Annotated in this window: 3 protein-coding genes; all 3 read left to right on the top strand. The window is 40.3% G+C overall.

Translation table 11 applies throughout. The features are described from left to right. Window positions 1–36 precede the first annotated feature (36 nt). The 3 genes from yaaA (at window position 37) to SK629_RS07795 (ending at window position 16,572) form a co-directional block, all read left to right on the top strand. The gene (gene yaaA, locus SK629_RS07805) at window positions 37–765 is read left to right on the top strand and encodes a peroxide stress protein YaaA (protein ID WP_042901337.1); all 729 of its coding nucleotides are present in this window, start codon (window positions 37–39) and stop codon (window positions 763–765) included. A gap of 370 nt (window positions 766–1,135) precedes the next feature. Beyond that, window positions 1,136–8,122: a SpGH101 family endo-alpha-N-acetylgalactosaminidase gene (locus SK629_RS07800; protein WP_080710257.1), complete on the top strand. Its 6,987-nt coding sequence runs from the start codon at window positions 1,136–1,138 to the stop codon at window positions 8,120–8,122. Window positions 8,123–8,277: 155 nt separating this feature from the next. Next, entirely contained in the window at window positions 8,278–16,572 is an 8,295-nt protein-coding gene (locus SK629_RS07795; RefSeq protein ID WP_042901336.1) for an SIALI-17 repeat-containing surface protein, read from the top strand. Window positions 16,573–16,872: the final 300 nt, after the last annotated feature.

The raw sequence follows: 16,872 nt of genomic DNA, 5'->3' as shown, positions 1-16,872 counted from the left end.
CTTGGTAGTAGCTAAAAAATATGCTACACTATCAATATGAAAATTTTAATCCCAACAGCAAAAGAAATGAACACAGACTTGCCAAGTATCGAAGCTGCTCCTTTAAAACCAGAAAGTCAGGCTGTGCTGGATGCCTTGGCCCTCTATTCTGCTAGTCAATTGGAGAGTTTTTACAAGGTATCAGCCGAGAAGGCTACGGAAGAATTTCAAAATATCCAAGCTTTAACAAGCCAAACTGCTCAACACTACCCAGCCTTGAAACTTTTTGATGGGCTTATGTACCGTCATATCAAGAGAGACAACTTGACCGAGGCCGAACAAGCCTATCTTGAAAATCATGTCTTTATTACCTCGGCTTTGTACGGTGTCGTTCCAGCCTTGTCACCTATGGCACCTCACCGTTTGGACTTTTTGATGAAGTTAAAAGTCGCTGGTAAGACTTTGAAGAGCCACTGGAAGGCATCCTATGGTGGAGCTGTGGAGAAAGAAGAAGTGATTTTCTCCCTCTTGTCATCAGAGTTTGAAACTGTATTTTCTAAGGAAATCAGAGAAAAGATGGTGACCTTTAAATTCATGGAGGACAAGGGTGGTCAGCTGAAGATTCACTCAACCATTTCCAAGAAAGCACGTGGTGCTTTCCTAACAGCCCTAATAGAAAATCAAGTGCAGACGGTGGAGGAAGTTCGTCGCTTAAGCTTTGCAGAATTTGTCTACAGAGAAGACCTGTCCCAGCCACAGGAATTGGTTTTTGTTAAGGAAGTATGAAAAGAGAAAAATTCAAATTGAGGCTCAACTTCTTCGTTTTTGAAACGCATGAGGTTGGATAAAAAGTCTTTAAAATCAGGGAAATGCATATTATCAGATGTTGAAAAAACTTGATGATGTGCGTTTTATTTTTCTACAGTAGGATGGAGATTTTATACTTCAATTGTACTTCGCATTTGGTGAGGATTGAAAGAAAAAATTAGTCATTTCCTATCTTTTCTATTGCTTTATTTCGTATCATTTGTTATATTAAAAGTGTAATTATTTTTTATTTAATGACGTAAGTGTTACACTTTTTAGACAGAAAGGAGTATTTTTTTAAATAGCGGATGTAAACGCTTACGTATATAGTGAAAGGATTTAGGACTTAATGGATAAAGGATTGTTTGAAAAACGTTGTAAATATAGTATTCGAAAATTTTCATTAGGGGTTGCTTCTGTCATGATTGGTGCAGCTTTCTTTGGAACTAGTACTGTCCTAGCAGATTCTGCACAAACAGGTTCAACAGCAAATATCCCGGCTGATTTGGCTGCAGCTCTTGCCAATGCTAAAGAGGACGGAGGGCATGATTTTGAAGCACCAAAAGCTGGTGAAGACCAAGGTTCTCCTGAAGTAACTGAAGGACCAAAGACTGAAGAAGAATTACTGGCAAAAGAAAAAGAAACTGCAATAAGCTCATCAACTTCAGATACTCTTCCTGATGAACTACGTGGAAAACTTGATAAGGCTGAAGAAAATGGTCATGCTGCATCAAAAGAAGACTTAGAAAAAGAAGATAAAAGTTTAGTTCCAGAAGATGTCGCTAAAACAAAAAATGGAGAATTAAACTATGGTGCGACTGTTGAAATTAAAAGCGCTGCGGGGATTGGCAGTGGTATCGTTATTGGGGAAAATCTAGTTTTATCTGTTTCTCATAACTTTATCAAAGATGTTCCAGATGGAAATAATCGTAAGGTAGCTGATAATGTTGAGAGTGATGGAGATGTCTATACAGTTTCTTACAAAGGAGCACCAGATGTCAAATTTAGTAAGAATGATGTAAAACACTGGGACCGTGAAGGCTTCCTCAAAGGATATAAAAATGACCTGGCAATCGTTAAGCTTCGTACACCTCTTGCAAATGCACCTGTTGAAGTGACTGACAAGCCTGCAACAACTAAGGTAGGAGATAAGGTTCATGTATTTGGATATCCAAAAGGAGAGCTTGATCCAATTTTGAATACTACCGTTGAGGACATTAACAATCACGGAGAAGGTGTTCGTGGGATTAGCTATCAAGGAAGTGAACCAGGTGCTAGTGGTGGCGGAATCTTCGATGAAAATGGGAAATTGATTGGTATCCACCAAAATGGTGTCTCTGGTAAACGTAGTGGAGGTATTCTCTTCTCACCTGCTCAGCTAGAATGGATTCAAAACTATATCAAGGGTATTGAAACAACGAAACCAGCTGGTCTAGATGCTCTCGATAAACAAGTGGAAAACAAGGAAGAAAAACCAAAAGAGGACAAACCAAAAGAGGATAAACCAAAAGAAGAAAAACCAGCTGACAATAAGCCGGCAGAAAACAAACCAGCAGAAAATAAACCTGCTGAAAACAAGCCAGCTGAAACTAAACCGAGTGAATCAAAAGAAGTCACTCCAGAATGGAAAACAGTTGAAAAGAAAAAACAACAGGGAACAGTAATTGTCCGTGAAGAAAAAGGAGTTCGTTACAACCAACTAGCTTCAACTGCTCAAAATGACAATGGGAAAAAATCAGCCTTGTTTGAAAAAGATGGTTTGACAGTAGATGCTAATGGGAATGCTACAGTTGATTTGACCTTTAAAGAAGAATCCGAAACAGGTAGGTCTCGCTTTGGTGTCTTCATGAAATTCAAAGACACTGATAATAACGTTTTTGTAGGATATGACCAAGGTGGATGGTTCTGGGAATATAAGTCAAATGGAAGTGGACTTTGGTACCAAGGTAATCGTGTTGCAGCTCCTGTTAATGGTTCAACCAACCACTTGACGATCAGTCTCAAATCAGATGGACAGCTCAATGCAACTAATAATGATGTGAAACTTTTTGACACAGTGACCTTGCCATCTGCAGTAAATAACAAACTAAAAGATGAGAAGAAAATCGTTCTTAAAGCTGGAACCTATAATAGTAGTGAAAGAACAATTGTCAATGTCAAAACTGACAACCAAGAAGGAGTTAAAACAGATCAAGAATCCACTAAAAAAGAAAAGGGCTATACAGTAGATGATAGCAATGTAAAATACGACACTATTCAATCTACAGTATTGAAAGCAGTTATCGACCAAGCCTTCCCACGTGTTAAAGAATATGTTCTAAATGGAAACAAGCTCCCAGGACAAGTGCAACCAATTAATAAAGTTGTGATCAACAAGCACGCTGTGACTCCTGAAGTTACCTATAAAAAGGTCAATGCAACGACTGCTGAATATGAGATGAAACTCCGTGATGAGCCTAATCTGATCAATGCGGATATGACTGTTCGTTTGCAAGTAGTGGATAACCAACTTCACTTTGATGTGACTAAGATTGTAAACCATAACCAAGTTACGCCAGGACAAAAGATCGATGATGAAAGAAAGCTACTCTCATCTATTAATTTCTTAGGAAATTCACTTGTTTCGGTTTCAAGCGACCAAACTGGGGCTAAGTTTGATGGGGCAACTATGTCAAATAACACGCATGTCAGTGGAGATGACCATATTGCTGTAACCAATCCAATGAAGGACTTGGCTAAGGGCTATATGTATGGATTTGTTTCTACGGATAAACTTGCTGCAGGTGTTTGGAGCAATTCTCAAAACAGCTACGGTGGTGGTTCGAATGACTGGACTCGTTTGACAGCATTCAAACAAACTGTTGGAAATACAAACTATGTAGGAATCCAAAGTTCCGAGTGGCAATGGGAAAAAGCTTATAAGGGCATTGTCTTCCCAGAATATACGAAGGAACTTCCAAGTGCCAAGGTTGTTATCACAGAAGATGCCAATGCTGATAATAAAGTAGACTGGCAGGATGGAGCCATTGCTTATCGTAGCATCATGAACAACCCTCAAGGTTGGGAAAAAGTTAAAGACATTACAGCTTACCGTATCGCTATGAACTTTGGTTCACAAGCGCAAAACCCATTCCTCATGACCTTGGATGGAATCAAGAAGATTAACCTTCATACAGATGGTCTTGGTCAAGGTATACTTCTTAAGGGATACGGAAGTGAAGGACATGACTCTGGACACTTGAACTATGCAGACATCGGTAAACGTATTGGTGGTGTTGAAGACTTCAAGGCTTTGATTGAGAAAGCGAAGAAATATGGTGCCCACCTCGGTATCCACGTCAACGCTTCAGAAACCTATCCTGAGTCTAAATATTTTAATGAAGATATTCTTCGTAAGAATCCAGATGGTAGTTACAGCTATGGATGGAACTGGTTAGATCAAGGAGTTAATATTGATGCTGCTTATGACTTGGCGCATGGACGCTTAGCTCGCTGGGAAGAGTTGAAGAACAAACTTGGTGAAGGTCTCGACTTTATCTATGTGGACGTTTGGGGAAATGGTCAATCAGGAGATAATGGTGCCTGGGCTACCCACGTTCTTGCTAAAGAAATCAACAAACAAGGTTGGCGCTTTGCGATTGAGTGGGGTCATGGTGGTGAATACGACTCTACCTTCCAACACTGGGCAGCTGACTTGACCTACGGTGGCTATACAAATAAAGGTATTAACAGTGCCATTACTCGCTTTATCCGTAACCACCAAAAAGATTCTTGGGTTGGGGATTACAGAAGTTATGGTGGTGCAGCTGACTACCCACTTCTAGGCGGTTATAGCATGAAGGACTTCGAAGGATGGCAAGGACGTAGTGATTATAACGGTTATGTAACAAACTTGTTTGCTCATGACGTCATGACTAAGTACTTCCAACACTTCACAGTCAGCAAATGGGAAGATGGCAAATCAGTAACCATGACTGATAATGGTAGTACCTATAAATGGACTCCAGAAATGAAAGTCGAGTTGGTCGATGCTGCAAATAACAAGGTTGTGGTAACTCGTAAATCCAATGATGTCCACAGTCCACAATACCGTGAACGTACAGTAACGCTCAACGGACGTGTTATCCAAGATGGTTCAGCTTACTTGACTCCATGGAACTGGGATGCAAATGGTAAGAAACTTGCTAGTGACAAGGAAAAAATGTACTACTTCAATACTGAAGCAGGTGCAACAACTTGGACACTTCCTAGCGACTGGGCAAATGGCAAGATTTACCTTTATAAACTAACTGACCAAGGTAAGACTGAGGAAAAAGAAGTTGCCGTGAAAGACGGTAAGATTACTCTTGATCTAACTGCAAATCAGCCATATGTTCTCTATCGTTCTAAACAAACAAATCCTGAAATGTCATGGAGTGAGGGTATGCATATCTATGACCAAGGATTTAACAGTGGAACTTTGAAACACTGGACTATTTCTGGTGATGCTTCTAAGGCAGAAATTGTCAAATCACAAGGCGCAAATGAAATGCTTCGTATCCAAGGCAACAAGAGCACAGTCAGCCTTACTCAGAAACTGACTGGTTTGCAACCAAATACTAAGTATGCTGTTTATGTCGGTGTTGATAACCGTAGTAATGCTAAGGCAAGTATCACAGTGAATACTGGTGAAAAAGAAGTGACTAGCTATACCAATAAGTCACTAGCTCTTAACTATGTTAAGGCATATGCCCATAATACTCGTCGTGACAATGCTACAGTTGACGATACAAGTTACTTCCAAAACATGTATGCCTTCTTTACAACAGGTTCAGATGTATCAAATGTCACTCTTACTTTGAGTCGTGAAGCTGGTGATGAAGCAACTTACTTTGATGAAATTCGTACCTTTGAAAACAATTCAAGTATGTACGGAGATAATCATGATACAGCTAAAGGAACATTTAAACAAGACTTTGAAAATGTCGCTCAAGGTATTTTCCCATTTGTAATTGGTGGTATCGAAGGAGTTGAGGATAATCGTACTCACTTATCTGAAAAACATGATCCATATACACAACGTGATTGGAATGGTAAGAAAGTCGATGATGTTATCGAAGGAAATTGGTCATTGAAGACAAATGGGCTAGTTAGCCGTCGTAACTTGGTTTACCAAACAATTCCTCAAAACTTCCGTTTTGAAGCTGGTAAGACTTATCGTGTAACCTTTGAATACGAAGCAGGATCTGACAATACCTACGCCTTTGTAGTCGGTAAGGGTGAATTCCAGTCAGGTCGTCGCGGTAATCAAGCAAGCAATTTGGAAATGCATGAATTGCCAAATACTTGGACAGATTCTAAGAAAGCTAAGAAGGTAACCTTCCTCGTAACAGGTGCAGAAACAGGCGATACATGGGTAGGTATCTACTCTACAGGCAATGCAAGCAACACACGTGGAGACTCTGGTGGTAATGCGAACTTCCGTGGCTACAATGACTTCATTATGGACAGACTTCAAATTGAAGAAATTGTTTTGACAGGTAAGATGATGGCAGAAAATGCTGTTAAGAACTACCTTCCGACTGTTTCGATGGAGAACTATACTAAAGAAACAATGGATGCTTTGAAAGAGGCTGTCTTTAACCTTAGTCAAGCAGACGATGATATTAGTGTAGAAGAAGCTAAAGCAGAAATCGCTAAGGTCAATGCTCTTAAAGATGCTTTAGTGATGAAGAAAACAGCTCTTGTGACAGATGACTTTGCAAGCCTAAGCGCTCCTGCTCAGGCTGGTGAAGGTCTTGCAAATGCCTTTGATGGAAACTTATCTAGTTTATGGCATACATCATGGGGCGGAGGAGATGTTGGTAAACCAGCTACAATGATCTTGAAAGAACCGACTGAAATTACTGGTCTCCATTATGTTCCACGTGGTTCTGGTTCAAATGGTAATTTGAGAGATGTGACTCTTGTAGTAACTGATGAAACAGGTAAGGAACATACCTTCAATGCAACAAATTGGGCTGACAATAACAAACCTAAAGATATCAACTTTGGCAAGACGATCAAAGCTAAGAAGATTGTTCTAACAGGAACACGCACTTACGGAGATGGTGGTAATCAATATCAATCAGCTGCAGAATTGGTCTTCACTCGTCCACAAGTGACTGAAGCAACTCTTGATACATCGGCATATGAAGCGGCCTTAGCTAAAGCTCAAAAATTGACCAGCAAAGAAAATCAAGAGGAAGTAGCAAGTGTTGTTTCCAGCATGAGATTTGCAACAGATAACCATCTCTTAACAAATAGAATGATTAAATACTTTGCAGATTATCTCGACCAATTGAAAGATGAAACACCTACTTCAACTCCAGAACCGAAACCTGAAACTCCAACATCAAGCAAAGATGAGGAGACAGCACCAATTCTCGAAGTGCCTGAGTATAAAGGGCCGATTGGAACAGCTGGTGAAGAAGCTGCTCCAACACTAGCAGTTCAGCCAGAATTTAATGGTGGCGTCAATGCGGCAGAATCAGCTGTCTATGAAGTTCCAGAATATACAGGTGCAATGGGAACAGCAGGTGACCAAGCAGCACCTACGGTAGACAAGCCAACTGAAGAGGTTCGTGTCTTATCAGATAAATCAACAGGAGTTGTAGTTGCAGGACTAGCAAGAGATTTTACACCAGACATGCATCTTCAAGTTCAAAAAGTAACAGATCAAAGCCTACAAGGTATGGAATTTGATGATTATGCTCTTCAGTTGGTAGATAAGGATAATCATAAGGTTCAGCCGAAAGGTGCAGTCCTTGTTAGAGTACCAGTTTCTGGTGAAGTGGCTGGGGTGTACTATACTGCATCAGGTGAGTCAGTAAACTTTACAAATGGTCAAGGAACAATTGAATTCACAACTAGTCAACTAGGACATTATGCAGTAGTTTATAAACCAGTTTCTAAACAACAGAGCCCATTAGCTGATGAGCCTAGAGGAAATGCACAAACTCCATCTACTGAGGAAGCAGGAGGAAATGCACAGACTCCATCTACTGAGGAAGCAGGAGGAAATGCACAGACTCCATCTACTGGGGAAGTAGGAGGTAAGACACAGACTCCATCCAATGAGGAAGTTGGAGGTAAGTCACAAATTCCATCAACAGATCAATTCAATCAGAAGCAGCAGAGTTCAGCAGCACAATCAGTTGATAGGTCTAAACCAAGAATGAAGATAGAAGAAGCAAAAGAAGAAATGAAGGCTAAACTTCCAGACACTGGAACTAGCAAGTCAGATCATCTTTTCTTCCTTGCCAGCATCAGTCTAGTATTGTCTGCTCTATTTCTTGCAAAGAGAAAAGAAGATTAGAATATACAGGAGTTTTCATTAAAAGGGAGCTCAAACTCTCTGCTTGTTCTAGTGGAGAAAAAAGAATACCCAGAGAGGACCTCTAGGTTCTCTCTTTTTCTAAAGGGAAATGAGAACGTTTACGATTGTGAGCGTATGAAAGGAAATAAGAAAAAATGGGAAAACATTTTTTTGAGAAACGGTGTCATTATAGTATTCGTAAATTTACGATTGGTGCAGCTTCTGTTATGATTGGTGCTAGTATCTTTGGTGCTGGCATGGTTCAAGCAGCTGAAACAGAAGGACCTGCTGAGACAGAAGGAACAATAACACAGGCTCAGCCTCTGGATAAGCTGCCAGCAGATATAGTAGCAGCTATTGAAAAAGCAGAAACTACCACTACGACAGGGGATAGTGAAACTCAACCAAGTGAGACAGAAAGTCAGCCTGAAAATACGGGGACAGTTACTCCTGTAGCAAAACCAGCTGAAACTGTCACTCCTAAGGAAGAAGTGACTCCGAAACCAGCAGTTACACCTAAAGAAGAGGTGGCTCCAGCTGTAAAACCGTCAGAAACTCCAGTGGCAAAAGATTTGGTTGCAACTCCTGATGTCAATCATTTAGAAAATGCGACTGTTACAGCTTCAAACCAAGAAGCTCAGACACAAAATACTGTAGACAAAGCAATCGATGGCAAACCAGAAACTCACTGGGCAACTGACCGAGATGTTGTGAATCCAACAATCGAATTTAAATTTGAAAAGCCAACCTTGATTAAACATGTTGAGATTGATTGGGATCGCCGTGCTCGTGGTGAACGAAATGATCCAAACATCAAATCTTGGAATCTCTATTATGCAGGTCAAGAAAATGTGAATGGTTCGGGAGTTAAAGAATGGAAGTTAGCCTATCAAAGAACAGGAACTCCACTTCTTGATGAAAAAGTTGACTTGAAAGAAGCTATTCAAGCCAAGTACCTCAAACTTGAAATTACAGATTACCAAGCTGGTACTATGAACTGGAAAAATGTTGGTATCCAAGAAATCCGTGCCTACTCAAATATTCCAGATACCAGCAAACCAACAGACATTCGTCAGGTGACAGAACTAGCAGTTGCTAAAGATGGAAAATCACTTGTATTGCCTAAATTGCCTGGTCAAGTTAGTTTGATTGGAAGTAACAAGCAAGGAGTTGTCGACCTTAATAATAAAATCTATAAACCTTTAACAGATCAAACTGTTAAGGTCATGGTCCAACAAGTCAATGGAAATCATACCTTCAAAAAAGAGTTTGAAGTAGTGATTAAAGGTTTGCATGCAGATGAAGGCGTTGGAACCAAACCAGCAGTTGCACCAGCAGTTCAACAATGGTATGGAACTGAAGGAAAAACGTCAATAACATCAGATACAGTGATTTCAGTTGGCGATTCTGGATTTGGTCAAGAAGCTAAATTCTATCAGACTGACCTTGAAAGTCGTGGCTTAGAAATTGCAACAGGTAATCAGACATCTCAAAAACGAATTGAATTTAAAAAGGTTGAAGACAAAGGCTATGGCAAGGAAGGCTATGGTATTAGCATTAAAGACGGAGTCATCACAGTAGAAGCTGCGACAAATGCAGGTGCCTTTTACGCAACTCGTACCCTTCTACAAATGGGCGAAAATAATTTGCAAAATGGAGAAATCCGTGACTTCCCAAGCTTCAGTCACCGTGGCTTTATGCTAGATACAGGTCGTAAGTTTATCCCTTATGATACGATTGTAGACATCATGCTAAACATGGCCTACTACAAGATGAATGACTTGCAGTTGCACCTAAATGATAACTATATCTTCTTAAAAGAGCACTTGGCAGGTAAGAACTTAAGTTCAGAAGAAGAACTGAAGTATGTTTTAGAGCATGCTAAAACAGGTTTCCGTGTCGAGACAGATATTGTCGGTAAGAATGGTCAAAAATTAACATCAGATGAGCACTATACTAAAGAAGAGATGCAAAATCTGATTAAACTTGCTAAGGCCTTGCATATCAATCTAGTACCTGAAATTGATACACCAGGTCATGCTCTGTCATTTGTCAAAGTTCGTCCTGACCTCATGTATCAAGGTAGTCTGAGCGATTACAGAGGTAAACATAACGTAGAGCGCGTAGCCATGCTCGATCTAGATAATAAATACGATGAAACGCTGGCTTTTGTCAAATCAGTTTATGACAAACTCCTAGATGGACCAGATGCACCGCTTCATGGCGTATCTACCGTTCATATTGGTACGGACGAATATTATGGTAGTAGAGAAAGCTATCGTCGTTATGTCAATGACCTTATTAAATACATTAAAGGAAAAGGATATACACCTCGTATTTGGGGATCGCTCAGTGCGAAACGAGGTAAAACAGCGGTTGATTGGAAAGATGTAGAAGTTGATATCTGGAGTATTGGCTGGCAGCAACCAAAAGAAGCTATTGCTCAGGGAGCTAAGATTATTAATATTACAGATATCCCAACATATAGTGTCCCAAGTGGTAGCAATAGCCAAACTGCTTATGGTGATTATGCCAATTATGAAATTCAATACAATCGTTGGACACCAAATGACTTCTCAACAGGTGGTGGCCCACGTCTAGAAGCTTCTAATCCAAATATCCTTGGTGGTGGTCATGCGGTTTGGAATGATAACATTGACCTCCATGAAACTGGACTTACTTCTTACGATATCTTTAAACGTTTCTTTAAGAGTATGCAGTCCACTGCAGAACGCACTTGGGGTTCAGATCGTGCAGCTAAGACCTATGCAGACCGTATTCAACCAGCAAGTGTCTATGCACCACAATCTAATCCAGAGAAGACCGTAACTGAAGAAGATTTGTTTAAGATCAATCCTGATACTGTCAAAGATTACCTTGCTAAGAAAGTGAAGACAAGTGAAAAAGGATTGAATTTCGATAAAGACAGTACGATAGAAGGTCTAGTTGGTGACGCAGGACCAAGTCATGTCTTGAAATTGGATGTTACTGTAACTGGTGATGGCGAACAAACCTTCTCAACAAGTGGCAATAATCAACTTTATCTTGCAGATAAAGATGGCTACCTTGCCTATACTTTTGAACAATTCCATATTCAATTCAACAAGAAACTTGAAAAGAACAAACGTTATCAAATTTCTGTTGTAACGAAGCCACAATCGACAGAAGTGTATGTAGATGGTGAAAAGGTTGAACGTATTGCAAATCCAGCTAATCCTCGTTTTGCTCATAATAGCCTGGTTCTACCACTTGAAACGATCGGTGGTTTCAAAGGAATCTTGCATAGTGCTGAGTTGTCAAATGAACCATTTGTCAATCCACGTTTGATTCCAAATGATCATTTTACAGTTTCTGCAACTAGTCAAGAATTACCAGGTACCAATGCAGAAGGTCCAGTAGAAAAAGCATTTGACAATAATCCAAATACCTTCTGGCATACTAAATGGACTGGTGATACTGCTCCGTACACTCTTTCCATGACCTTGAAAGAAGCAGAAAAAGTCAATGGTTTGACTTATCTTCCACGTCCAGGTGGTGGTAATGGTGTCGTGACATCTTATGAAATCTATGCTCAAAAAGATGGTCAAATGGTTAAAGTTGCTTCAGGAACTTGGGAAAATAATGCCAAAGAGAAAACAGTGAACTTTGATGCAATTGAAACGGATAAGGTAGAATTAAAAGTTCTAGCAGGTGTTGCAGGATTTGGTAGTGCTGCAGAAATTCAACTTCTGAAACCAGTTTCTACTACCAATGCAGAAGAGCCAGCTACTCCAAAAACACCTAAAGTTGAAGAAATGGGTGATGGTACAACTGAACTTGCTGATAACTTTGTAGCTAGCAAGCCAACAAGTGATGAAACAGTTGCTGCAGCAGCGAAAAGTCAAGATTACCTTAAGAAAGAGTACAAGGTCTTCCCAACGCCACAAAAAGTAACTTACGATGAAGGTGTTACAAAACTCTATAAACAAGTCAATCTTGTCATGGGAGATAATTTGGATATCTATACTCGTAACCGCTTGAAGAGTGTTTTACAAGATCATCAAATCTCATACACAAGCAGTCAGTCAGCAGTGGCAGGTGCTACCAACATCTACCTTGGTGTTCATGGTCAACATTCACAGGCTGAAAAAGAAGTGTCTGGAATTTCTCAAGGACTCTTTGATAAGATTGATGCCTATGCCTTGTCAATCAAGAACAATACAATCTCAATTGTCGGTAAAGATACAGATGCTGTCTTCTACGGTTTGACGACTCTCAAACACATGCTTAATGAAAGTCAAGTTCCAGTATTGCGTAATGTAACAATTGAAGACTACGCTGAAATTAAGAACCGTGGCTTTATCGAAGGTTACTATGGAAATCCTTGGAGCAATGCTGATCGTGCTGAGTTGATGCGTTATGGTGGTGACTTGAAGTTGACCCAATACTTCTTTGCACCAAAAGACGATCCATATCACAACAAGAAATGGCGTGAACTTTATCCAGAAGAAAAACTAGCTGAAATTCGTGAATTGGCGCGTGTCGGAAACCAAAACAAGACTCGTTATGTGTGGACCATCCATCCATTCATGAATAACCGTATCCGTTTTGGCAACGATGCTGACTACCAAAAAGACCTTGAAACTATTAAAGCTAAATTCACTCAATTGATGGATGTCGGTGTTCGTGAGTTCGGTATTTTGGCCGATGATGCCCCAAGTCCAGTTGGTGGCTACAATAGCTACAACCGCTTGATGAAGGACATGACAGACTGGTTGACTGAAAAACAAGCAACTTATGGTGGCCTTCGTAAGGAAATGATCTTTGTCCCAGGTCAATATTGGGGGAATGGCCGTGAAGATGAGTTGAAAGCACTCAATGAAAATCTTCCAACTTCAACCTCTATGACCCTTACTGGTGGTAAGATCTGGGGTGAAGTATCCGAAAGCTTCCTCTCTAACCTTAAGAACAACCTGACTGCAGGTGGTAAGACCTATCGTCCAGTTTCTCTATGGGTCAATTGGCCTGTTACAGATAACTCTAAACAACACTTAATCTTAGGTGGTGGTGAGAAATTCCTTCATCCAAATGTTGATCCTAGTCTTCTTTCAGGGATTATGTTGAATCCAATGCAACAATCTGAGCCATCGAAGATTGCCCTCTTCTCAGCAGCCCAATATGCATGGAAACAATGGAAGTCAGAAGAAGAAGCCAAGAAAGTCAACGATATAGCCTTCAACTTTGTTGAAAACGGTAAGTTTACAGATAGTGAAGCATCTATTGCCTTCCGTGAGCTTGGTAAACATATGATCAACCAAAACATGGATGGTCGTGTTGTGAAATTGGAAGAGTCTGTTGAACTTGCTCCGAAATTGGCAACATTTATGTCTAAGTTGAAAGCAGGTCAAGATGTCAGCGCAGAGCGTGAGGGATTGCGTGCAGAATTTGCGAAACTAAAAGCTGCAGCTCAACTTTATAAAGCATCTGGTGATGAAAAGATGCGTGCTCAAATCCATTATTGGTTGGACAATACCATTGACCAAATGGATGCCTTGAGTGCTCTCCTTGATGGTACAGAAGCTATTGCTACAAATGACTCTGCAAAACTTTGGGATAGCTACTATAAAGGATTGAAACTATATGAACAGTCTCAAACTCATACTTTCCATTATGTAGACCATGACGAAAAAGCTGAGTTAGGTGTTCAACATATCCGTCCATTCTTGCTTGGACTACGTGAAATCTTGGCAACAGAAGTTCAAAAAGCCTTGCATCCTGACCAAGTGATTAGTACCTTTATCACGAACCGTACAGGTGTAGAAGGCGGACTTGCTGAGGTGACTGATGGAGATTTGGGAACTCATGCATTAATCAAATCACCAAACAGTATCAAGACTGGTGATTACATTGGCTTGAAATTTAACAAAGCTGTTCCACTCCAAAACTTGACCTTTGCAATGGGAACTCAAGCAAATCCTCGTGATACCTTTAACAATGCTAAGGTTGAGTATCTCAATGAAAATGATGAGTGGGTAACACTTTCAGAACCAAGCTACACTGGAAATGAATCTCTTATTAAATATGAAAAACTCAATATTCGTGCCAAGGCTGTTCGAATGATTGCGACTTCAGATCGTGATAATACTTGGTTTGCTGTAAGAGAAATTGCTGTTAACCGCCCTGTGGAAGTTACTCGTGCTAAACAGGCAGCTACTGTGACGATTAGTCCAAATCTTATGTACAAGTACAATACGACAGTTGGTCAGATTACAGACGGTCGTGACAATACTGAAGCCATGCTTGCGAATGCTGATCGAACTGATACAACTCCAGTAAATAGTTGGGTACAACTAGACTTAGGCGAAGTCAAACCTGTGACTAAGGTTCGTCTCCATCAAGGTTCAGGAGATAAATTAGCAGAAGGTGTTCTTGAATATTCTGCAGATGGTAACTCATGGCAAGAATTGGATCGCTTGACTGGTGAACAAACCAAAGAAATCGAAACTCCAATTTCAGCTCGTTATGTCCGTATTCGCAACACTAAGAATACCAACCTATGGTGGCGTATAGCTGACTTTTCGGTTGAAACACGTGCAGGCAATAGCAAATTGACTGATACAAACGTTGAAAACTTGAAGTCAATTCCAGTTGATGATAGCCTAGGCCGTTATAATATGCAAATTCCGAGCGGAACAAAACTTTCAGCTAAGAGTTATTTGGGTATGAAACTTGATCGTCTTCACCAAGCTGAGCTTATTCAAGCAGTTGGTACAGAAAATCCATCCCTCAATTTGGAATATTCTCCAAATGCCCAAGAATGGTATCCAGCTGATCAAGTGACAGATAAGTCCTTGGTACGTTATGTTCGTTTGGTCAACAAGACTGCCCAAGAACAAGCAGTGACAGCAACCTCTCTACTTGTTCATACAAAAGAAGTTCAACCAACTACACTTGATTCGACATCAATGGGAATCCATCCAACATATGGTCGCAATGACGTTCGTAAGATTAAGAACTTGGATCAATTGTTTGATGGAGTTTACAATAACTTTGTAGAATTCTCAGACTATGCTCGTAAAGACGGTCATATCACTTTGAAACTTGGTAGCGAACGTGACATTAAGAAAATTAGAGCTTATATTCAAGATGGAACTCAAAATTATCTGCGTGATGGTAAGATTCAAGTCAGTCAAGATGGCAAGACTTGGACAGATCTTGTGACAGTTGGTGACGGTGTTACTAATGAGACACGTGATGATTCCTTGACAGATGGTTGGACACATGATTCTAAGATGCCAGGAAACCGCTACATCGAGGGTGAACTTGCAAGTCCAGTTAAAGCCAATTATCTCCGTGTTCTATTTACAGCTAACTATGATGCTCGTTTTGTAGGCTTCACTGAGTTGGTTATCAATGATGGCGAATTCGTGAAACCAATTAATGACCCAACTGTTCAAGGAAACAGTGGTGAAAGCCAAGGTAATCTCTACACCAACCTTGTAGATGGTAAGGTATTGACTAGCTATAAGGCTGAGAAAGAACAAGGTGAGCTTGTTTACCACTTGTCAGAACCGACAGATGTGAACCATATCCGACTTGTTTCAAGTCTTCCGCAAGGAGTGAAGACTCGAGTATTGGCTCGAACTCTTAAATCAGATAAAAGAGATTCTTGGTCAGAAATAGGTGAGATTACCTCAAGCTTCCAAACATTTGCTGTCCGAGATAAATCTCCATTATTGGATGTGAAACTTGTTTGGGAAGGAGGTAAACCAGAGTTCTACGAAATGACGACATTCCACCAAGAACTTCCAGAAGAACCAGCCAAACCGGCTCCAAATACAAGTAAGGGCGATGAACCAGCTTCAGTAGTAGAAGTCCCAGAATATACTGGTGGCGTAAATGGTGTCGAAGTAGCTGTTCATGAAGTTCCAGAATACACTCAAGCTATTGGTACAGCAGGTGATGGCGTAACTCCAGTAGTAGAAGCACTAGAATTTAAAGGTGGTGTTAATGCAGTTGAGGCAGTTACCCATGAAGTTCCCGAGTATACTGAAGCTATTGAAAAAGCAGACAAGCTTCCAGCACCAGTAGTAGAAGTCCCAGACTTCAAGGGTGGCGTAAATGGCACTGAAGCAGCTGTCCATGAAGTATCAAAATATGAAGGAACAGCAAGTCATCAAGCCACTCCAAAAGAGGAAAACTTGAAAGATTCTGTTGATAAAGTCGATGGAGATAAGATGAGCAGTGGCAATAGTGATGTTGAAACTACTGTTGAAAAGTCCGATGAATTTGCAAGTGCATCAGTGAAAACGGATCAAGTCCAAAAACAAGAACAACTACAATCATCAATTTCTAAAGTTAAAGATCAACTTCCAGCAACAGGTGGAAAAGAATCAGCTGCTTTAGCCTTGTTAGGTGGTCTTGGATTAGTTCTATCTGCTGCTTTTGTCAAAAAAGGGAAAAAGGATTAATACTCTTCGAAAATCTTTTCAAACCGCGTCAATGTTGCCTTACCGTAGATATGTATTTCTGACTTTGTCAGTCTTATCTACAACCTCAAAACAGTGTTTTGAGCAACCTGCGGCTAGTTTCCTAGTTTGCTCTTTGATTTTTATTGAGTATAAGAATTCGAAAAAGAGTTATTCAATGATCCCGGATAAACATTAATGTCACAATAAAACCACACAGTGATTTCAGTATTGAGCATCATCAAGCTGAAAGCAACACTGTGTGGTTTTTGAATAGTTGATAGTTTCGGGCTAGATTCTTTA

Source organism: Streptococcus mitis (assembly GCF_000722695.1).
Lineage (GTDB): Bacteria > Bacillota > Bacilli > Lactobacillales > Streptococcaceae > Streptococcus > Streptococcus mitis_O.
Note: the sequence above shows the minus strand (reverse complement) of the source record. Positions and strands in the feature narration are given on the sequence as shown.